The sequence below is a fragment of the Bacillus sp. LR_5 genome (assembly GCF_042709275.1).
In genome coordinates this window covers 1-18,106 of sequence record NZ_JAVAXX010000119.1, presented here as the reverse complement: position 1 = coordinate 18,106, position 18,106 = coordinate 1, and the positions used below count along the sequence as shown (strand labels likewise).

The window sequence follows — 18,106 nt, the reverse complement described above, 5'->3', positions numbered from 1 at the left end:
ATACGCTGAGGGATATCCGGGCAAACGCTACTATGGCGGATGTGAGCACGTCGATGTCGTTGAAGATATCGCTCGTGACCGCGCGAAGGAGATCTTTGGAGCGGAGCATGTAAACGTTCAGCCGCATTCAGGCGCACAAGCAAACATGGCAGTGTACTTCACGATTTTGGAGCAAGGCGATACTGTACTTGGGATGAACCTCTCCCACGGCGGCCATTTAACACACGGAAGTCCAGTCAACTTCAGCGGTGTTCAATATAACTTTGTTGAGTACGGCGTAGATAAAGAAACTCAATATATTGATTACGATGACGTGCGTGAAAAAGCCCTCGCTCATAAGCCGAAGCTTATCGTAGCAGGAGCAAGTGCGTATCCTCGTACAATCGACTTTAAAAAATTCCGTGAAATTGCTGATGAAGTCGGCGCTTACTTCATGGTGGATATGGCGCATATCGCAGGACTTGTTGCGGCAGGCCTTCATCCGAACCCGGTTCCTTACGCTGATTTCGTGACAACAACAACACATAAAACACTTCGCGGACCTCGCGGCGGTATGATCCTTTGCCGTGAAGAGTTCGGCAAGAAAATTGATAAATCGATCTTCCCTGGAATTCAAGGCGGCCCGCTGATGCACGTTATTGCCGCAAAAGCAGTTTCATTCGGCGAAGTATTGCAGGACGATTTCAAAACATATGCACAAAACGTTATTTCAAATGCAAAACGCCTGGCTGAAGCGTTAACGAAAGAGGGCATCCAGCTCGTTTCAGGCGGAACTGACAACCACCTTATCCTTGTTGACCTTCGTTCTCTCGGACTGACTGGTAAGGTTGCGGAGCACGTGCTTGATGAAATCGGTATTACGTCTAACAAAAACGCGATCCCATACGATCCGGAAAAACCTTTCGTAACAAGCGGTATCCGTCTTGGTACAGCTGCTGTGACAAGCCGCGGTTTTGACGGAGACGCATTGGATGAAGTCGGTGCCATCATTGGGCTTGCATTGAAAAACCACGAAGATGAAGGAAAACTAGAAGAAGCGAGACAGCGTGTAGCTGCTCTGACTGACAAATTTCCTCTATATAAAGAATTAGATTACTAAGATCCTAAAACCCGCTCGGGCCAATGCCCGGCGGGTTTTTTGACGATGTTCTTGAAACTCCATGTCTTTTTTTGTAGAATCAATAGAAGTGTGTAAAGTTGATGGGACAATAAAAAAGGAGCTGAAACACAGTATGGGAAAGGTTTATGTATTTGATCATCCTTTAATTCAGCACAAGCTGACATATATACGGAATGAAAATACAGGTACGAAGGATTTTAGAGAGCTTGTAGACGAAGTAGCCACTCTTATGGCGTTTGAAATTACCCGCGATCTTCCTTTAGAAGAAGTGGATATCAATACACCGGTTCAGGCTGCGAAATCGAAAGTCATCTCAGGGAAAAAACTCGGAGTGGTTCCTATCCTCAGAGCGGGATTGGGAATGGTTGACGGTATCTTAAAGCTGATTCCTGCAGCAAAAGTGGGACATGTCGGCCTGTACCGTGATCCTGAAACCTTAAAACCCGTGGAATACTATGTCAAGCTTCCTTCTGACGTGGAAGAGCGTGAATTCATCGTGGTTGACCCGATGTTGGCCACAGGCGGTTCCGCAGTTGAAGCCATTCACAGCCTCAAAAAGCGCGGTGCGAAAAATATTCGTTTCATGTGTCTTGTAGCGGCACCGGAGGGTGTGGAAGAATTGCAGAAGCATCATTCAGACGTGGATATTTACATCGCGGCACTTGATGAAAAACTAAATGAAAAAGGTTATATTGTTCCAGGTCTCGGAGACGCGGGAGACCGTATGTTTGGAACAAAATAAAAAAAGAAAACCCCCAAAAAGGGTTTTCTTTTTTTATCCAGTTATTTGCTATTCGGTCAATTTGTATACAATTATAGGTGAAAATGTGAACATTCTGTGGAGGCGTACAGTATAAAAAGTTTTTTAACTTTAAACAGATTGACACATGTTAGGGGCTATTGTATGCTAAACGAGGGTATTATGAGAAGGTTTTCATAGCTTTCATTATAGTCCTCATCCTCAATGTAAATCCTCTCAGTAAACCCGTATTATGAGGATTTATTTAAGCGAATGAAACAGCATCCTTGCAAGGCTTGCGGATGAATGATTTTTTCGAACAGGCCCGTTTTGCCGGTCAAAAAAGGTCTTCTACTAGGGTTAACCGCTGATTTATGCCGTATCTAAGCTATACATTATTTTTTCATCAGGAGACAGATAATTGATGGACGATCCCAAGCTTACATTTAGCAGACAACGTAAATATCTATTGTTCATTTTGGCAGTGTATGTACTGGGTTATGGTTTAACAGCGTATAAAACCGTTTTTTTAGGCCTTATTCTGGGAACTGTTTTCAGTTTGTTTAATTTTTTACTGCTCGTCAGGAGAATGAACGCTTTTGACAGAGCCGTTGAGAAAGGGAAGTCCATACGATCTCTTGGGAGCGCAGCGCGGTGGTGCAATGCGATTCTTGCTGCGGCTGTTGCCTATAAAAATCCCGAGCATTTTCATATGGCAAGTACAGTTATTGGATTAATGACAATATACCCTGTCATTATGATAGATTCCTTTATCCAGCTTAAACGTTCATCAATGGAAGAGAGGTGAAAACCCTTTGAATCATGAATACAGAACTATTGAATTTCTAGGTCTTACTTTTAATCTGACAAACATTCTGATGATTACTGTGGCGAGTGTAATTGTTTTATTGATTGCTATATTAACGACAAGAACGCTTTCGATCCGTCCCGGAAAAGCCCAGAATTTTATGGAATGGGTTGTGGATTTCGTCCGCAATATTATCGGCAGTACAATGGATTTGAAAACAGGGGCTAACTTCTTGGCACTTGGTGTCACATTGCTGATGTACATATTTGTGTCGAATATGCTGGGGCTGCCGTTCTCTATTACAATCGGACATGAGCTCTGGTGGAAATCTCCGACAGCCGATCCTGCCATTACATTAACGCTAGCCGTGATGGTTGTTGCTTTAACTCACTACTATGGTGTGAAGATGAAAGGGCTCAAGGAATATTCCAAAGACTATTTAAGACCTGTTCCATTCATGCTCCCGATGAAAATCATCGAAGAGTTTGCGAATACGCTGACTCTCGGTTTGCGGCTTTATGGTAACATCTTCGCCGGTGAGATTCTTCTCGGCCTGCTTGCGGGATTAGCGACAAGCCATTACTCACAAAGCGTGGCTCTCGGTCTTGTTGGTACAATCGGCGCCATTCTGCCAATGCTGGCATGGCAAGCATTCAGTTTATTTATAGGTGCCATCCAAGCGTTTATCTTTACAATGCTGACGATGGTGTACATGTCTCATAAAATCAGTCATGATCATTAAAACATTATATCCAAACGGATAACATTTTAAAGGAGGAACTTTTTCATGAATTTAATAGCAGCTGCGATTGCAATTGGTTTAGGTGCACTTGGTGCAGGTATTGGTAACGGTTTGATTGTTTCACGTACGGTAGAGGGGATTGCCCGTCAGCCGGAAGCAGGTAAAGAACTTAGAACTCTTATGTTCATGGGTATCGCATTAGTTGAAGCCCTTCCTATTATTGCTGTCGTTATCGCATTCTTAGCGTTCTTTGGCTAAGCATAAAAGCCTTATATGAACTAAAAATGGCGAAGATCATTCCAAGAGAACCTTCGCCATTGCTTTATGTCTGATAAGCATCCCGCCTTGCCGGCTGAAAAGAGACAAGTGCGGCTGCTGGATCAGCAAAGAAAAACCTGCAGAAGGGAGTTGCCGTAGTAGATGTCTCAATTACCACTTGAACTAGGATTTTCGTTTAACGGCGGAGATATCCTGTTCCAACTGTTAGCTATGTTAATCTTATTAGCGCTTCTGAAGAAATACGCTTTAGGGCCGCTATTAAACATAATGAAACAGCGTGAAGACCACATCGCTGGAGAAATTACGTCTGCTGAAGAAAAAAATAAAGAAGCGCAGCAGCTGATTGAAGAGCAGCGCGTTCTTTTAAAAGAAGCAAGACAGGAATCCCAAACTCTTATCGAAAACGCAAAGAAACTGGGAGATAAGCAAAAAGAAGAGATTATTCAGGCTGCACGTGCAGAATCTGAACGTCTGAAAGAAGCAGCAAGAACTGAAATCGTGAAGGAAAAAGAACAGGCGGTTTCTGCTCTCCGCGAGCAAGTAGCGTCTCTTTCTGTCATGATTGCGTCGAAAGTGATCGAAAAAGAACTGGATGAACAAGCTCAAGAGAAATTGATCCAGGACTATCTTAAAGAGGTAGGAGAAAGCCGATGAGTGGATCAGCTGTCTCTAAACGATATGCGTCAGCTCTTTTTGATATTGCCAATGAGTCCGCTCAGCTGAATCAAGTTGAAGAAGAGCTAACCGTTGTAAAACAAGTGTTTCAAAATGAAAAAGCGTTTAATGACGTGTTAAACCATCCGAAGGTGCCGGCTGCGAAGAAAAAAGAGCTGATTCAAAATGCATTTGGCTCTTTGTCGCAGTCCGTGCTCAATACGATTTTTCTTTTGATTGACCGCCATCGTGCCGCGATTGTGCCTGAGCTCACAGATGAGTTTATCAAACTCGCAAATGAGGCTCGTCAAATAGAAGACGCGACCGTATATTCAGTGAAACCGCTGACGGATGCAGAAATTTTATCATTATCACAAGTGTTTGCAAAAAAAGCCGGAGTCGCTTCACTGAGAATCAGAAATGAAGTGCAGACGGATTTAATAGGCGGCATTAAAGTCCGCATTGGTAACCGGATTTTTGACGGCAGCGTAAGCGGAAAGCTTCAGCGCATTGAACGTCAACTAGCCGGGGAAAATCGATAGAAGGGGTGAAACCTAAGTGAGCATCAAAGCTGAAGAGATTAGCACGCTGATAAAACAGCAAATACAAAATTATCAATCTGATATTGAAGTTCAAGACGTAGGTACAGTCATCCAAGTCGGTGACGGTATTGCTCGTGTACACGGCCTTGACAATTGTATGGCCGGTGAACTTGTCGAATTTTCAAACGGTGTTTTGGGTATGGCTCAAAACCTTGAAGAATCAAACGTAGGTATCGTCATCTTAGGACCTTTCAGTGAGATCCGTGAGGGAGACGAAGTAAAAAGAACAGGTCGCATCATGGAGGTTCCTGTCGGTGAGGAACTAATCGGCCGTATTGTGAACCCATTAGGTCAGCCGGTAGACGGACTAGGCCCGATCCTCACAAGTAAAACACGTCCGATCGAAAGCCCTGCACCAGGCGTTATGGACCGTAAATCCGTTCATGAACCGCTTCAAACGGGTATTAAAGCGATCGATGCACTGATTCCAATCGGCCGCGGCCAGCGTGAGCTGATCATCGGTGACCGTCAAACAGGTAAAACTTCTGTTGCGATCGATGCGATCCTGAACCAAAAAGACCAAGACATGATCTGCGTATACGTTGCGATCGGTCAAAAAGAATCAACAGTCCGCGGCGTAGTAGAAACATTGCGTAAGCACGGCGCGCTTGATTATACAATCGTTGTAACGGCGTCTGCGTCACAGCCGGCACCGCTTCTGTACCTGGCTCCATATGCAGGGGTTACAATGGCAGAAGAATTTATGTACAACGGCAAGCACGTTCTTGTTGTATACGATGATCTTTCTAAACAAGCGGCTGCTTACCGTGAGCTGTCCTTGCTTCTTCGCCGTCCGCCAGGCCGTGAAGCGTTCCCTGGGGATGTATTCTACCTTCATTCCCGTCTGCTTGAGCGTGCAGCAAAGCTTAGTGACGCGAAAGGCGCAGGATCAATTACAGCTCTGCCGTTCGTAGAAACACAAGCCGGAGATATCTCTGCTTATATTCCAACGAACGTCATTTCCATCACCGACGGACAGATCTTCCTGCAATCTGATTTGTTCTTCTCAGGCGTACGTCCAGCGATCAACGCCGGATTGTCTGTATCCCGTGTCGGCGGTTCAGCGCAAATCAAAGCGATGAAAAAAGTATCAGGAACTTTGCGTCTTGACCTTGCATCATACCGTGAGCTGGAAGCATTCGCTCAATTCGGATCTGACCTCGACCAAGCGACTCAGGCGAAACTGAACCGCGGTGCGCGTACAGTTGAAGTGCTGAAGCAGGATCTGAACAAGCCGCTTCCGGTTGAAAAGCAAGTAGCCATTCTTTATGCGCTGACAAAAGGATATCTTGATGATATTCCTGTAGCGGATATCAGACGTTTTGAAGAAGAGTACTACATGTACCTTGACCAAAACCATAAAGAACTGCTTGATGGAATTGCGAAAACAGGAAACCTTCCTGCTGATGAAGACTTCAAAGCTGCAATCGAAGGCTTCAAACGCACATTTGCACCAAGCAACTAACTCGAATGCTGATGAGAGAAAAAGGTTCTCTTTTTCTCTCTTTTTACGCAGATGAAGAGAAAAGGTGGTGAAATCTTTGGCCTCATTACGCGATATTAAGTCAAGGATCACGTCAACGAAAAAAACGAGCCAGATTACAAAAGCCATGCAGATGGTATCTGCGGCTAAGCTGAATCGTGCTGAAAACAATGCAAAATCATTTGTGCCATATATGGATAAGATCCAAGAGGTTGTGTCAAATGTCGGGAGAGTTTCCGGCAACGTGAAACATCCGATGCTTCTCAGCAGAGAAGTGAAAAAGACAGCATACCTTGTCATTACGTCTGACCGCGGTCTTGCCGGCGCTTTTAACAGTTCGGTTTTACGAAGTGCTTATCAGGCCATGCAAGAACGTCATCAATCTAAGGATGAGTATGCGGTAATCGTCATCGGAAGAGTGGGCCGTGATTTCTTTAAGAAACGTGAGATTCCGATCATTTCCGAGTTAACAGGACTTGGAGATGAAGTAACGTTTACAGAAATTAAGGATCTTGCCCGACAAACGATCCAAATGTTTATAGACGGGGCGTTTGATGAATTGCACCTTGTTTATAACCATTTTGTCAGCGCCATTTCTCAAGAAGTAACGGAGAAAAAACTTCTGCCGTTATCTGATTTGGGCAGCGGCGGCGGAAAGAGAACGGCGTCTTATGAATTTGAACCGTCTGAAGAGGAGGTTCTGGAGGTTTTGCTTCCTCAATATGCAGAAAGCTTAATCTTCGGTGCGCTTCTTGACAGTAAAGCAAGTGAGCATGCAGCAAGAATGACGGCGATGAAAAACGCGACAGACAACGCGAAGGAACTTATCGATTCACTTTCGCTTTCTTACAACCGCGCTCGCCAAGCAGCCATCACACAAGAAATTACGGAAATTGTCGGCGGAGCAGCCGCTTTAGAATAGAAAGATTTTGTCAGGAGGGATAGCGATGAAGAAAGGACGCGTTAGCCAGGTATTAGGACCGGTCGTCGACGTGCGTTTTGAAGACGGTCATTTGCCTGAAATTTATAATGCGATTAAAATTTCACAGCCAGCTGCAAGTGAAAACGAAGTAGGTATTGATTTAACGCTTGAGGTCGCTCTTCATTTAGGTGATGATACAGTCCGTACAATCGCAATGGCATCTACGGACGGTGTTCAGCGCGGAATGGAAGCTGTAGATACAGGAGCGCCAATCTCAGTACCGGTTGGTGATGTAACACTTGGCCGTGTATTTAACGTACTCGGAGAAAATATTGATTTGAATGAGCCAGTTCCTGCGGATGCGAAAAAGGATCCGATTCACAGACAGGCGCCTTCATTTGATCAGCTTTCAACAGAAGTTGAAATTCTTGAAACAGGTATTAAAGTTGTTGACTTGCTTGCTCCTTACATCAAGGGCGGTAAGATCGGATTGTTCGGCGGTGCCGGTGTAGGTAAAACCGTATTAATCCAGGAATTAATCAACAACATCGCGCAAGAGCACGGCGGTATCTCTGTATTCGCCGGTGTAGGAGAGCGTACTCGTGAAGGGAACGACCTTTTCTACGAAATGAGCGACTCTGGCGTCATCAACAAAACAGCCATGGTATTCGGACAAATGAACGAGCCGCCGGGCGCACGTATGCGTGTTGCTTTGACAGGTCTTACAATGGCTGAGCACTTCCGTGATGAACAAGGACAGGACGTACTGTTCTTCATCGATAACATTTTCCGTTTCACACAAGCAGGTTCAGAGGTTTCTGCCCTTCTTGGCCGTATGCCTTCAGCGGTTGGTTATCAGCCGACGCTTGCGACAGAAATGGGTCAGCTTCAAGAGCGTATCACGTCTACTAACGTTGGATCAGTTACATCTATCCAGGCGATCTACGTGCCTGCCGATGACTACACTGACCCGGCGCCGGCAACAACGTTCGCTCACTTGGATGCGACAACAAACCTTGAGCGTAAGTTAACTGAGATGGGTATTTACCCTGCGGTTGATCCGTTGGCTTCTACATCACGCGCCCTTGCTCCTGAAATTGTTGGAGAAGAGCATTATGCAGTTGCCCGTGAAGTACAGTCAACGCTTCAGCGTTACAAAGAGCTTCAAGATATCATTGCGATTCTCGGTATGGATGAATTGAGTGATGAAGACAAGCTTGTCGTTCAACGCGCACGCCGTATTCAGTTCTTCCTTTCTCAAAACTTCCACGTGGCTGAACAGTTCACTGGACAAAAAGGTTCTTACGTGCCTGTAAAAGAAACGGTTCAAGGTTTCAAAGAAATCTTAGCCGGCAAATACGACCATCTTCCTGAAGATGCGTTCCGTCTTGTAGGCCGTATCGAAGAAGTTGTTGAGAAAGCAAAAGAAATGGGTGTAGAAGTTTAATCTGGTCCTAGGAGGGTAAAAGCATGAAGACCGTTAAAGTCAATATCGTTACTCCCGACGGCCCAGTATACGATGCGGATATCGAAATGGTGAGCGTGAGAGCCGAAAGCGGCGATCTCGGTATTTTGCCAGGTCATATTCCAACCGTGGCTCCTCTTAAAATCGGCGCTGTCCGTCTGAAAAAAGACGGACAGACTGAATTGGTTGCGGTCAGCGGCGGATTTGTAGAAGTCCGTCCTGATCAGGTTACCATCCTTGCCCAGGCTGCTGAAACAGCGGAAGGCATTGATAAAGAGCGCGCTGCAGCTGCACGTCAGCGGGCGCAGGAGCGTTTGAATTCTCAATCAGATGATACTGACATTCGTCGGGCTGAGCTTGCGTTACAGCGGGCTTTGAACAGATTGGATGTAGCAGGGAAATAAGAAAAAATCCTTCTCATGTATGAGAAGGATTTTTTTATGAACACACAAGAGAATCAAACAGCGACAGAAGCGGCTTATCCTCTTTTTGCTGCAAGTATAAACGATCACAGCAATTCATTGTATGCCATGATTTGCGATGTCTTCTAAAGCCCATTGTATAAGCGCCGTCTGTGTATGGGTAAGGCTTTACGATCCATTCAGCATCTTCATGTTGGGCAATCACGCAATCTATAAGATAAACACTGATCATTTTCTCGAATTCTTCAATAGGAAGATTCCAATCAGCAAGCAAAAGCTCTTGTATACTTTGAAAATAAAGGTTTTCAAGCTCTTCAAGGCTTTCTCTCGTATAGGTAAGAGAAATGTTATAAAACTGACACAATTCATTCAGTTCTTCAATCTGTGACTGTCTATAATCATAATAGAATGCAATTGCTTCCCATTCCTGTTCAAAAATTGGCAGGTTCTCACCGTATTGCTCTTCAGGCTGAAAAAAAGAATGATTCACATTTGCCAGCTCCTTTCCAATAAAGTATACCATGTAAAAGAATCGCACTTTAAGTGGGGATTAACCCTAGATTTGGCTGATTATTCCGTTCTGTATAAAATGTATCATCTTTATCCGTGCTTCTTATATAATAAGAAAGGGTATAAACGCGGAGAAAGGATGAAAGGAGTGGAATAGATGAGTGTATTGGGACAGCAGGCTGCAATTGGTATTGTCGTTCATCTGATTTTTATAGCGGTGACTTGGTGGGCGTTGCAAGCCGTCAATATCGATCCGTTAATTAAAAAAGGCAAAGTCGTGCAGGCAAGACTCCTGATGATTTTACTGACAATCGCTATTGGAACGACTGTTGCGAATTTCTTTTTAGATTACCTCAATTATTCACAGCAGCTTCCCTACCTATTTTAATAGGTTTTGAACATTATAATCACGGGAATGGTTTGGGAAGCGGGTTGAAGCGTATAACGCGAGTTTTGACGAAGATTTTTACGTATGGCGCCTCTTGCCTCCGGTAAAACTGGGGATAAGGGGGAGAGATGAACATGAAGAAAAAACAAGTAAGCCACGCCATTATCATATCCGTAATGTTAAGCTTCGTCATTGCTGTTTTCCATACCATTCATGCGAGTGAGTTAACGCCGTTAGCACAAATGGCAGAGGGGATGGAACGCCAAGATGTGTCAATAGATAAGTGGGCATTGCATGCAAAACAAAACATGTCGCTGACCGAAAAAGAATTTTATCAAAAAGTGCAACGTTTAAAATCAGAGTATCGTCAATATGATTGGGCGATTGCACAGGAAGATAAAATCGTAAAGGCATTTGGAACGTATACTGACAAAAAAAATCACACTTCTTTTAGACTACAGCTTGTCACAACCCTCAAAAAACACAACCCAACTTCGTATTTACTATATGAGCAAATGAGTCTTAAGACACCGGATAGCTGGAATGATACATATGAACAGTTTGAACGGGAGACACTCGGGATATTCCAAGAAAAAGTAGTTGTTTTTACTTGTCTAAATGGTCATTTAGATGATAATATGAATATTGTTTTGCAAAAAAAAGCAAATCAGTTATTAAATGAATTTCAAGCAAGATCTGTTGAACATGTAGTTGAGCCAAATTTCGTTTCTATTTCTGCGTTTACAGATGAGTGGAAAGAGTACATCATGACCTCGAAACATAAAATGAATTTGCAAATTGCACTTAGAAGTGCAGGAATGGGCGGAAAACATACCGTTACGGTTGGCACACCAATCGTTACGACTGAATATTAATATAGAGAATTTAGGGACGCGGAGGGGAATACCTTGGAAAAAATCATCGTCCGCGGCGGTCAAAAGTTAAACGGCACAGTCAAAGTTGAAGGCGCTAAAAATGCCGTTTTACCTGTTATCGCTGCATCTTTATTAGCAAGTGAAGAAAAAAGCGTAATTTGTGATGTACCTACGCTCTCCGATGTATATACAATTAACGAAGTGTTGCGTCATTTAGGAGCAGATGTGCATTTTGAAAATAATGAAGTGACTGTAAATGCTTCATACGCTTTGCAAACTGAAGCACCTTTTGAATATGTACGTAAAATGCGTGCGTCCGTGCTTGTCATGGGGCCGCTTCTTGCGCGTACTGGTCATGCAAGAGTTGCGCTTCCAGGCGGATGCGCAATTGGTTCCAGACCGATCGATCAGCATTTAAAAGGTTTTGAAGCAATGGGCGCAGAAATCAAAGTCGGCAATGGCTTCATCGAAGCTGAAGTAAAAGGCCGTCTGCAAGGCGCAAAAATCTATCTGGACTTCCCAAGTGTAGGAGCTACAGAGAACCTGATTATGGCAGCCGCTCTAGCTGAAGGAACAACAACGCTGGAGAACGTGGCGAAAGAACCCGAAATCGTTGATTTAGCAAACTATATCAACGGCATGGGCGGAAAAATCCGCGGAGCTGGCACCGGCACCATCAAAATTGAAGGAGTCGAAAAGCTTCACGGTGTAAAACATCATATTATTCCTGACCGCATTGAAGCGGGCACATTTATGGTTGCTGCTGCAATCACTGAAGGAAACGTATTAGTTAAAGGAGCGGTTCCTGAACACCTCACTTCTTTAATTGCCAAAATGGAAGAGATGGGTGTAACGATTAAGGATGAAGGTGAAGGCCTTCGTGTCATCGGCCCGAAAGAACTCAAACCGATCGACATTAAAACAATGCCTCACCCGGGCTTCCCGACTGATATGCAGTCACAAATGATGGCGCTTCTGCTTCGTGCAAGCGGCACAAGCATGATTACAGAAACTGTTTTTGAAAACCGTTTTATGCATGCGGAAGAATTCCGCCGTATGAATGGCGATATCAAGATTGAAGGACGTTCTGTCATCATTAATGGCCCTGTACAGCTTCAGGGAGCTGAAGTTGCAGCGACTGACTTGCGTGCAGGTGCAGCGCTGATTCTTGCGGGGTTAGTGGCTGAAGGTCATACACGTGTTACTGAACTGAAGCACTTAGACCGTGGTTACGTTGATTTCCATAAGAAGCTTGCAGCTATTGGCGCAGACATTGAACGTGTAAATGATGAGTCTGCTTCTGAGCAAGAGAACAAAGAAGTCGTTTCTGACTTAAACGCATAAACTTACCTAAAAATCAGTATGTCATTCTGGCATACTGGTTTTTTTATTTTTTGTGTATTATCATCATTATGCGCAAAATAGCAAAAAAGAATACGTAAATGACAAATAAAGTTTCTGTCCCAAACGAGAGTCATATTAGCTTGTCCCTGCCCATAGACTAGACTAGAGTCGAATCCCGAGCAGGAGGCAGCTGAATATGAAACAATTCGTAATCACACTATCTGTACTATGTGCATTGATTCTCTTGATTCCCACACTCTTAGTCATTCCGTTCCAGCATAACAAAGAAGCGGGGGCCAGCGTAGAATCAGGAAAGACAGCAGTCAGCACGAAACCAGCATCAAAAGGAGCGGAAACGTTGAAAGCATCGCCTGTTTCTATTCCCGTCTATCGAACCGCAAATCAATCCGTAGAAGACATTCCGCTTGAAGAGTATGTCATTGGAGTCGTCGCCTCCGAAATGCCGGCAACCTTTGAATCTGAAGCGCTGAAAGCCCAGGCTCTCGCCGCCAGAACGTTTATTGTCAGACTGATGGTCTCAAATTCAGCAGTGGAGGCTCCTAAAGGCTCGCTGGTGGATGATACACAGATGTTCCAGGTGTATAAAAGCAAAGCGGAGCTGAAAAAACAGTGGGGCGCGAGCTATGAGGGAAAACTGAAGAAAATCACAGATGCGGTAGCCAGCACACAAGGCAGAATTTTAACGTACAACAACCAGCCGATTGAAGCCTCTTTTTTCTCCACAAGCAACGGCTACACTGAAAACGCAGAAGCCTATTGGACAAGTGCCATCCCATATTTAAAAAGCGTCAAAAGCTCATGGGATAAAAAGTCTCCGAAATATAAGGCAACGAAAACCTTTACAGCCTCAGAATTTGAGCAAAAGCTTGGCGTCAAGCTGGATGGGTCTGGCACAGTCGGAAAGATTACCGGAGAGACGCCGGGCCACCAGGTCGCAACAGCCGTTATTAACGGCAAGACGCTGAAAGGTAGAGACATCCGTGAAAAGCTGGGCCTCAATTCAGCCGATTTTGTATGGGAGCGAAACGGAGACACGATTACAGTCACGACGAAAGGATTTGGCCACGGTGTCGGGATGAGCCAATATGGCGCGAATTTTATGGCGAAAGAAGGCAAAACGGTTGATCAAATTGTGAAGTATTATTACCAAGGCACACAAATTTCAGATGCAGATTCGTTTTTGAATAAATATATGGCGAAGAAGTAAAAAAGACGCTCATTGAGCGTCTTTTTCTGTTCCTGAATGTCTTTTTATCTAAGAGCGGTTAAAACTGTTTAGAGAAGCTCCTGACAGTCTTTAGAGCGACAAGGCCCTTTTTCCTGATTTATGACTTTGAGATTGTGGTAAAGTAATCCACATGTATCGACAGACTTCGACAGACTCATATAACGAAAGCCGAAAGGCCGACAATCTTCTTTTTTCATAGTAGTGTTAGGCGGAAATCACTAATAAAAACAAAGGTTTCTATGCAAAAGTAAACAACAGCAATGGGGAAGCCCGCCCTATTTATTTCTCTGTTTTTGTCGATTACGATAAGTTATGTTCAGCGTTGAACATCTGCACGCAGAAACAAACTTGTAAAGGGGTACGAACATGAAGAAAAGATTTTCACTGATCATGATGACAGGATTGCTATTTGGATTAACTTCACCTGCTTTTGCGGCTGAAAAGAAAGAACCGGAGGCTGAAGCTCCGGCAAACGTGGCAGTCTTGCTTGATGCCAGCGGAAGTATGGCGAAAAGAATAGACGGTGTATCTAAATTTAATTCGGCTAAAAAAGAAATTTCTAAGTTTGCAAGCTCACTGCCGGAAGGAACTCAGGTGAAAATGAGTGTGTTTGGTTCAGAAGGAAACAATAAAAATTCCGGAAAGGTTCAATCTTGTGAATCCATCCGTAACGTATACGGCTTCCAAAGCTTTAACGAGCAAAGCTTCCTCAATTCTCTCAATGCAATTGGGCCGACTGGCTGGACGCCAATTGCCAAAGCGCTGAACGAGGCGAAATCTTCTTTCGACCAGCTTGATACTAAAGGGGAAAAAGTAGTGTATCTGTTGACAGACGGTGAGGAAACGTGCGGAGGAAATCCAATTAAAACAGCAAAAGAACTGCATAAAGACAATATCACTGTTAATGTGATCGGTTTTGATTATAAAGAGGGATACAAAGGCCAGCTGAACGCAATTGCGAAAGTAGGCGGCGGTGAATACTTCCCTGCTTATACTCAAAAAGATGTTGAGAAAATCTTCACTCAGCAATCATTGATGCTATCTAAATAAGAAAAAAGAGGCTGATAGTGGTCAGCCTCTTTTTTGTATGTAACATAATGTTCAAAAGTAATCAGGTGTCAGCCTGTAGCATAGTAGCAGATTTCCGTTTTTCTGTGATGATCCAGGCGAAAAAAGAATGAATGATGTCACAAACTGTATATGCTTTCTGGGCGAAAAAGGCTAAATATCATCGGCATTTCAAGCGATTTTGAATACAAAGTGAAAGCGGCACAAAAGGCAGCTTGCCCTATATCTTTTTGCATTTTCATATTCTAGCATAAAGAGGAATCCAACTATAGTTGGAAAATATGATAAAGAAAGGAAGAATAATATGAAAAAATTGCTGGCTGCCGGTATCATTGGGTTGCTGACTGTCTCCTTTGCGTCTCCGTCTTTTGCCGCTGAGAAACAGGCTGACACAAATGTAGCTGTTTTGTTTGATGGAAGCGGAAGTATGATTCAAAAAACAGGGGGAGAGCGCAAAATAGACATTGCCAAAAAATCAGTAAAGTCTTTTGCCGAGCTTCTTCCGAAGGATACAAATCTCATGCTTCGCGTTTTCGGACATGCTGGAAACAATAAATTGTCCGGCAAAGCTCTTTCATGCAGCACGACGGAAACCATTTACGGCCTTCATCCATATGAAGGATCGCTGTTTGATAATTCATTGAGTGAGATCAACCCGACTGGCTGGACACCGATTGCCAAAGCACTTTCAGATACAAGAAAAGAATTTGAAGCATTTGACGCTGATGGGAAAAACGTGGTGTATTTAATCACTGACGGTGAAGAAACGTGCGGCGGAGACCCCGCAGCGGAAATTGAAAAGCTTCGTGAATCGAATGTGGATACCATTGTAAACATCATTGGCTTCAACTTTGATATCAAAGGTAATGAAGAGATGAAACAAGCGGCTGTTGCTGGCGGCGGAGAATATATTTCAGCGAACAGTGCGGATGAGTTCGAACAGGCTTGGGAAAAAGAAGCACAAAAATTTACTGAGTAAAGAACCTAACGATTAGGCGCTCCCCCAGGCGCCTTTTTTAATTGGTTTAAAAACAGCTTGGGCGGGAATGATACCCTTAAAAGGGGTTGAACATATGAAATTATTAGGAATGATTTTTCTTATTGCCGCCGTGGCATTCATATTGCTCGGTGTTTTTCTAAAACTGGCAGCCTTCTTTTTTGTCAGCATGCTCACTTTGATCGCAGCTATTGTGCTGTTTACGATCCTGAAAAAAAATCAGCATAATCAAACATAGAGTCCTTTATATAGAGGGCTCTCAGCGTGTCGACAAACCCCGCGTTCGTTATCAATGCACATTGGTGCTCACGTGTTATAAAAGGAACGGCGGCTAAATGCTTAGGCGTCCTGCCTAAACACCGCCGTCATCACATCCTGTGAAAGCCCTTTATATAGAGGGCTCTTTTTGTGTCTCAGAATTCGACAAAATCCGAGGAGTGTGAAAAAATATAAAGGCAGGAACATTGCGGAGGGGAAGAGACATTGAACGATAAAGTAACTGCGGTCAGGGATGTATGGCGCTATGAACAAGGGGAAATAAGCAAAATAGAAGACCGGATGGTGACGGAATACCCTTTGACAGTGATACTGAACGGAAGTGAATTTGTGACGCTCGTTTGTACGCCGGAGCATATCAAAGAGCTTGTCATTGGATTTCTCGCATCAGAGGGTGTTATACGATTTCAAAAAGAGATTAAAAGGTTTACAATAGATGAAAGTCTCGGTTTTGTTTATGTCGATCTTGTTCATCCTGATACATTGGATCAAAAGGATTATACGAAACGGGTGATCGGCTCATGCTGCGGAAAGGGCCGCCATTTTTATTTTCAGCAGGATGTCAAAACCGCCAAAACGGCTGTCAGCCAAATCAAGATATCGCCTGAAGCATGTCTGGCGCTTATGAAAGACATGCAACAAGGGAGCGGAACGTTTCAGGATACGGGAGGCGTTCATAATGCGGCGCTTTGCGACACAGAGAAACTGCTGTTAATGCGCACAGATATCGGCCGGCACAACGCGCTTGATAAATTATACGGACACTGCCTTCTGAACGGGATGTCCGTCCGCGACAAACTGATTGTGTTCAGCGGAAGAATCTCATCAGAAGTCCTGTTGAAAGCGGCAAAAATCGGCGTGTCGATCGTCATTTCCAAATCGGCCCCGACGGAGCTTGCGATTCAAATGGCGGAAGAATTAAATATCACAGCGATCGGATTTGTCAGAAACGGATCATTTAATGTATATACACACCCTGAGAGAATCAGGGGATAGGAAGGGGCTGTAGCTATGATTACAGAATCGCGTCAGATGTTGGATAAGAGGAACAGACCGCTGAGAGACCTTCGCATTTCTGTTACAGACCGCTGCAACTTCCGATGCACGTACTGTATGCCCGCCGAATTATTCGGCCCGGATTATCCTTTTTTAAAGAAAGAGGAGCTGCTTTCGTTTGAAGAGCTGGAACGGCTTGCGACGCTATTTGTCACAAGGTTCGGTGTTGAAAAAATCCGCTTAACCGGCGGAGAGCCCCTCATGAGAAAGGATATGCCGGAATTAATCAAAAAACTGGCCCGCATTCCGGGTGTCCATGATATTGCGATGACGACAAACGGATCACTGCTGCCTGTTTATGCGGAGAAGCTCAAGGAAGCAGGGCTGAAACGGGTCACGATCAGCCTTGATTCCTTAGAGGACGAGCGTTTTAAAAAGATAAACGGGCGCGGGGTTTCTGTCAGCAAGGTGCTGGAAGGCATTGAAGCGGCGAAGCAAGCGGGGCTCGGTGTTAAAATCAACATGGTCGTCCAAAAGGGCGTCAATGAAAAAGATATACTGCCTATGGCCCGTTATTTTAAAGAAAAAGGCCATATCCTGAGATTCATCGAATTTATGGACGTGGGCAACACCAACCAATGGGAAAAGAAGGACGTCATGACAAAGGCGGAAATCATTGATTTGATCAATGGACACATGCCGGTTGAACCAATAGCGCCGAATTATAAAGGCGAAGTGGCTTCCAGATTCCGCTACTTGGACGGATCTGGAGAAATCGGCGTCATATCATCTGTATCTGATGCATTTTGCGGATCATGCAACAGGGCCCGTCTTTCTGCGAGAGGGGAGCTGTTTACCTGCTTATTCGCTTCAAGCGGATTTGACCTTAGAGGGCCAGTTCGTCAGGAATTAAGTGATGACGAACTGTCAGAGATGATCGGCACCGTATGGAAAAATCGGTTCGATCAGTATTCGGTCGATCGTACTCTATCAAAAGCATCAGGCAAAAAGAAAGTGGAAATGTCTTATATTGGCGGTTAATATGAAATAAAAAGCTTATCGGCACTGTCCGATAAGCTTTTTTTATAAACTTCCAAGTGCAAAAAATACTTACAAAAACCGAAATATATAAAGATAGGCATAAGGAAGGAATCATTGTAAGAAATC

21 protein-coding genes are annotated in these 18,106 nt (G+C 44.2%); 20 read left to right on the top strand and 1 reads right to left on the bottom strand.

Features of this window, described 5'->3' with window-relative positions:
- The 11 genes from glyA to RAC86_RS21100 all read left to right on the top strand — a co-directional run.
- The coding region (glyA, locus tag RAC86_RS21150) for a serine hydroxymethyltransferase (protein WP_377886003.1) at positions 1–1,099 on the top strand (1,099 nt) is incomplete at its 5' end.
- 133 nt (positions 1,100–1,232) lie between these two features.
- Positions 1,233–1,862 (top strand): uracil phosphoribosyltransferase, encoded by a 630-nt coding sequence (gene upp / locus RAC86_RS21145; RefSeq protein WP_003227670.1) that lies wholly within the window; start codon positions 1,233–1,235, stop codon positions 1,860–1,862.
- A gap of 421 nt (positions 1,863–2,283) precedes the next feature.
- Positions 2,284–2,667: an ATP synthase subunit I gene (atpI, locus tag RAC86_RS21140; RefSeq protein ID WP_003221899.1), complete on the top strand. Its 384-nt coding sequence runs from the start codon at positions 2,284–2,286 to the stop codon at positions 2,665–2,667.
- Between the two features lie 7 nt (positions 2,668–2,674).
- Positions 2,675–3,409, top strand: a complete 735-nt coding sequence (gene atpB / locus RAC86_RS21135; RefSeq protein ID WP_003221896.1) for a F0F1 ATP synthase subunit A — start codon at positions 2,675–2,677, stop codon at positions 3,407–3,409.
- 45 nt (positions 3,410–3,454) lie between these two features.
- Positions 3,455–3,667 (top strand): F0F1 ATP synthase subunit C, encoded by a 213-nt coding sequence (atpE, locus tag RAC86_RS21130; protein ID WP_003151167.1) that lies wholly within the window; start codon positions 3,455–3,457, stop codon positions 3,665–3,667.
- A 162-nt stretch (positions 3,668–3,829) separates the two neighbouring features.
- Positions 3,830–4,342 (top strand): F0F1 ATP synthase subunit B, encoded by a 513-nt coding sequence (gene atpF / locus RAC86_RS21125; protein WP_003235774.1) that lies wholly within the window; start codon positions 3,830–3,832, stop codon positions 4,340–4,342.
- Positions 4,339–4,884: a F0F1 ATP synthase subunit delta gene (locus RAC86_RS21120; RefSeq protein ID WP_014115502.1), complete on the top strand. Its 546-nt coding sequence runs from the start codon at positions 4,339–4,341 to the stop codon at positions 4,882–4,884. Before atpF ends, RAC86_RS21120 begins: the two co-directional genes overlap by 4 nt.
- Positions 4,885–4,900: 16 nt before the next feature.
- The gene (gene atpA / locus RAC86_RS21115) at positions 4,901–6,409 is read left to right on the top strand and encodes a F0F1 ATP synthase subunit alpha (RefSeq protein WP_014115501.1); all 1,509 of its coding nucleotides are present in this window, start codon (positions 4,901–4,903) and stop codon (positions 6,407–6,409) included.
- A gap of 76 nt (positions 6,410–6,485) precedes the next feature.
- Positions 6,486–7,349: an ATP synthase F1 subunit gamma gene (gene atpG, locus RAC86_RS21110; protein ID WP_003235766.1), complete on the top strand. Its 864-nt coding sequence runs from the start codon at positions 6,486–6,488 to the stop codon at positions 7,347–7,349.
- A gap of 25 nt (positions 7,350–7,374) precedes the next feature.
- Positions 7,375–8,796, top strand: coding sequence for a F0F1 ATP synthase subunit beta (atpD, locus tag RAC86_RS21105; RefSeq protein ID WP_003221884.1), 1,422 nt, complete (start codon positions 7,375–7,377; stop codon positions 8,794–8,796).
- Between the two features lie 23 nt (positions 8,797–8,819).
- On the top strand, positions 8,820–9,218 hold the full coding sequence (locus tag RAC86_RS21100) for a F0F1 ATP synthase subunit epsilon (RefSeq protein WP_003221882.1): 399 nt from the start codon (positions 8,820–8,822) through the stop codon (positions 9,216–9,218).
- A gap of 34 nt (positions 9,219–9,252) precedes the next feature.
- Here the strand turns inward: RAC86_RS21100 and RAC86_RS21095 are convergent, their stop codons facing one another.
- A complete protein-coding gene (locus RAC86_RS21095; protein WP_014115500.1) occupies positions 9,253–9,726 on the bottom strand; it encodes a hypothetical protein in 474 nt (157 codons plus the stop codon).
- A gap of 177 nt (positions 9,727–9,903) precedes the next feature.
- Between RAC86_RS21095 and RAC86_RS21090 the strand changes: the two genes are divergently transcribed.
- From RAC86_RS21090 to moaA, 9 genes are all read left to right on the top strand, one after another.
- Positions 9,904–10,134 (top strand): DUF1146 family protein, encoded by a 231-nt coding sequence (locus RAC86_RS21090; protein WP_003221879.1) that lies wholly within the window; start codon positions 9,904–9,906, stop codon positions 10,132–10,134.
- A 134-nt stretch (positions 10,135–10,268) separates the two neighbouring features.
- On the top strand, positions 10,269–11,009 hold the full coding sequence (locus RAC86_RS21085) for a YwmB family TATA-box binding protein (RefSeq protein ID WP_072565412.1): 741 nt from the start codon (positions 10,269–10,271) through the stop codon (positions 11,007–11,009).
- A 33-nt stretch (positions 11,010–11,042) separates the two neighbouring features.
- Positions 11,043–12,353 carry a UDP-N-acetylglucosamine 1-carboxyvinyltransferase gene (gene murA, locus RAC86_RS21080; protein ID WP_003221875.1) on the top strand — a complete coding sequence of 437 codons (1,311 nt, stop codon included), beginning with the start codon at positions 11,043–11,045 and terminating at the stop codon, positions 12,351–12,353.
- Between the two features lie 196 nt (positions 12,354–12,549).
- Positions 12,550–13,581, top strand: coding sequence for a stage II sporulation protein D (spoIID, locus tag RAC86_RS21075; RefSeq protein WP_014115495.1), 1,032 nt, complete (start codon positions 12,550–12,552; stop codon positions 13,579–13,581).
- A 387-nt stretch (positions 13,582–13,968) separates the two neighbouring features.
- A complete protein-coding gene (locus RAC86_RS21070) occupies positions 13,969–14,652 on the top strand; it encodes a vWA domain-containing protein (protein ID WP_014115494.1) in 684 nt (227 codons plus the stop codon).
- A 322-nt stretch (positions 14,653–14,974) separates the two neighbouring features.
- Entirely contained in the window at positions 14,975–15,649 is a 675-nt protein-coding gene (locus RAC86_RS21065) for a vWA domain-containing protein (RefSeq protein WP_072565411.1), read from the top strand.
- Positions 15,650–15,743: 94 nt separating this feature from the next.
- Complete coding sequence (locus RAC86_RS21060) at positions 15,744–15,905, top strand: hypothetical protein (protein WP_014115491.1); 162 nt, start codon at positions 15,744–15,746, stop codon at positions 15,903–15,905.
- A gap of 245 nt (positions 15,906–16,150) precedes the next feature.
- Positions 16,151–16,939 carry a formate dehydrogenase accessory sulfurtransferase FdhD gene (fdhD, locus tag RAC86_RS21055; protein WP_072565410.1) on the top strand — a complete coding sequence of 263 codons (789 nt, stop codon included), beginning with the start codon at positions 16,151–16,153 and terminating at the stop codon, positions 16,937–16,939.
- A 15-nt stretch (positions 16,940–16,954) separates the two neighbouring features.
- Positions 16,955–17,980, top strand: a complete 1,026-nt coding sequence (gene moaA, locus RAC86_RS21050) for a GTP 3',8-cyclase MoaA (RefSeq protein WP_072565409.1) — start codon at positions 16,955–16,957, stop codon at positions 17,978–17,980.
- Positions 17,981–18,106: the final 126 nt, after the last annotated feature.